The sequence below is a fragment of the Streptomyces sp. NPDC059900 genome (genome assembly GCF_050270335.1).
In the GTDB taxonomy this organism is placed as follows: Bacteria; Actinomycetota; Actinomycetes; order Streptomycetales; family Streptomycetaceae; genus Streptomyces.
The window spans coordinates 1-2,363 of record NZ_JBNNJZ010000884.1 but is presented as its reverse complement, the minus strand read 5'-3'; the positions used below and the strand labels follow the sequence as shown (position 1 = coordinate 2,363).

2 protein-coding genes are annotated in these 2,363 nt (G+C 72.2%); one reads left to right on the top strand and one right to left on the bottom strand.

The window, feature by feature from the left end; all coding sequences use genetic code 11:
- Positions 1-104 precede the first annotated feature (104 nt).
- Complete coding sequence (locus tag ACQKIP_RS45300; protein WP_365855984.1) at positions 105-1,685, top strand: MFS transporter; 1,581 nt, start codon at positions 105-107, stop codon at positions 1,683-1,685.
- Here the strand turns inward: ACQKIP_RS45300 and ACQKIP_RS45295 are convergent.
- Positions 1,682-2,284 (bottom strand): TetR/AcrR family transcriptional regulator, encoded by a 603-nt coding sequence (locus ACQKIP_RS45295; protein ID WP_365855982.1) that lies wholly within the window; start codon positions 2,282-2,284, stop codon positions 1,682-1,684. The genes ACQKIP_RS45300 and ACQKIP_RS45295 overlap by 4 nt on opposite strands.
- Positions 2,285-2,363 lie beyond the last annotated feature (79 nt).

Sequence of the window (2,363 nt, the reverse complement as noted above, 5' to 3'; positions counted from 1 at the left end):
CTAGTGCACTGGCCGCACAAGTCCGCAGCTCAGAGGCGGTAGTTGGGCAGGCGCACTAGGTCCCTGTTTGCGGCGTACGCTCCGGACCCGATTCCGTACCGGGCATGAAGAACACATCCGGCACACCCGGCCCCCGCGCGGGCCGCAGGGAATGGTCCGCCCTCTGCGTCCTGATGCTGCCCCTGATGCTGGTCTCGATGGACGTCTCGGTCCTCTACTTCGCCATCCCCTACGTCAGCCAGGACCTCGCACCGAGCGCCACGCAGCAGCTGTGGATCCTCGACATGTACGGCTTCGTCCTGGCCGGGCTGCTCATCACCATGGGCGCCCTCGGCGACCGCATCGGCCGGCGCTCGCTGCTGCTCGCGGGCGCCGCGGTCTTCGGCGCGGCCTCGGTCGCCGCCGCGTACGCCCAGTCGGCCGAACTGCTCATCGCCGTACGGGCGTTGCTGGGGCTCGGCGGCGCCGCCCTGATGCCCTCGACGCTCGCCCTGATCCGCAACCTCTTCCTCGACGAGAAGCAGCGCGGCAGGGCCGTGACCGTGTGGACGGCCGTCATGACCGCGGGCATCTCCCTCGGCCCGGTCGTCAGCGGTCTGCTCCTGGAACACTTCTGGTGGGGTTCGGTCTTCCTGATCAATCTGCCCGCGATGGTGCTGCTGCTCGTCCTGGTCCCCTTCCTGGTACCGGACTTCAAGGCACCGCAGCAGGGCCGCTTCGACCTGCTGAGCGCGGCCCTCTCCCTCACCGCCCTGCTCCCTCTCATCTACGGCATCAAGGAGCTGGCCCAGCACGGCTACGCACCGCTGCCCGCACTCGGCGTCACCTCGGGACTGGCGCTCGGCTATGCCTTCGTACGCCGCCAGAAGCGCTCGGCGCACCCGGTGATCGACCTCGGCCTGCTGGGTCAGCGTGCCTTCGGCGGCCCGCTGTTCGCCAACATGCTCGCCATGTTCGCCACCGTGGGCATGGCCGTCTTCCTCACCCAGTACTTGCAGTCCGTCCTCGGCAAGAGCCCTTTCGAGGCCGCCCTGTGGAGCCTGGTGCCGGGCGCGAGCCTGATCGTCATGGCGCCGGTCTCGGCGGTGCTCGCCCAGCGCGTCGACCGGGCGTATGTCATGGGCGGGGGATTCCTGCTCTCCGCTCTCGGCTTCCTCTGGCTGACGCAGGTGCGGACCGACTCGGCCCTGTGGACCACGCTGACCGCCGGCGCGGTCTATGCGGGTGGTCTGATCGCCGCCATGACGCTCGCCAACGAACTCGCCATCGGGGCCGCGCCGCCGGAGCGCGCGGGCTCGGCCGCGGCCGTCCTGGAGTCGGGCCAGGAGCTGGGCGGCGCCCTGGGCATGGCGATCCTCGGCTCCGTGGGCGCGGCGGTCTACAGCCGCGACATGGCCGACGCCCTCCCAGCGGGCGTTCCGCACGCCGACGCGGTCCGCGAAACCCTGGGCGGCGCGACCAGCGTGGCCGCGCAGCTTCCCTCCCGTACGGCGGACACCGTGCTGGCGGCCGCGCGGGAAGCCTTCACCCACGGGATGGGCTTCGCCGCACTGGGCGCCGCGATCGTCATGGCCGCCGCGGGCCTCTTCTCCGTCGGCTGGCTGCGCGGAGCGGGCAGGACCGCGCCCCCGGCCGCGCCGCTTGCCGATCCTGCCCCCGCGGAACCGGCGGCCCGGGGGCTCTAGGCCGGCCGTCGCCGTACGGCGTCGGCGATGACGGCCGTCACGAACTTGCTGACGGCTGCCGCGCCCGGCGGGCCGGGGTCGCGGTCCGCGAACAGGAGATGCCCGCCCCCGACCAGGGAGAGGGTGAGCGAGTCGATGTCGGCGTCGGCCGCGATGCGGCCCTGTTCCCGCTCGTCGGTCAGGTAGGCCGAGATCGCGTTCGTGGCCTGGGCCAGGATCTCGATGCCGCCGCCGGGCCTGGCGTGCCGCAGCCGAGCGCGCAGTTCGTCCCGGAAGGTGATCAGCGGGATGATCGCCACCGGAACCGGCCCGAACAGGGAGGTCAGCGCGCCGGTGAGGTTGTCGGCCACCGTGCCGCTGCCCGCGGAGCCGCGCAGCGCACTCGCCTGCGTTTCGAGCTGCGCGGCCCGGTCGAGCACGAGGTCGGCCAGGAAGGCGTCGAAGTCGGCGAAGTGCCGGTGCAGGACGCCCTTGGCGCAGCCCGCCTCGTCGGTGACGGCCCGGCTGGTCAGCCCGTTCGGTCCGTCCCGCAGCAGCACGCGCTCGGCGGCGTCGAACAGTTGCTGCCGCGCGTCGCGAAGGTGCACCCCGGTCGGCATTCAGCTCGTCCTCTCGTGCGGCGGCCCGCCCTCACTCGTTGTCGAGTGGGCATGTGCCCACTAAGGTGGGCGCATGCCC

Excerpts from the sequence above, each read along its gene's own strand:
- ACQKIP_RS45295 (WP_365855982.1), bottom strand. The coding sequence starts at position 2,284 with ATGCCGACCGGGGTGCACCTTCGCGACGCGCGGCAGCAACTGTTCGAC.
- ACQKIP_RS45300 (WP_365855984.1), top strand. The coding sequence starts at position 105 with ATGAAGAACACATCCGGCACACCCGGCCCCCGCGCGGGCCGCAGGGAA.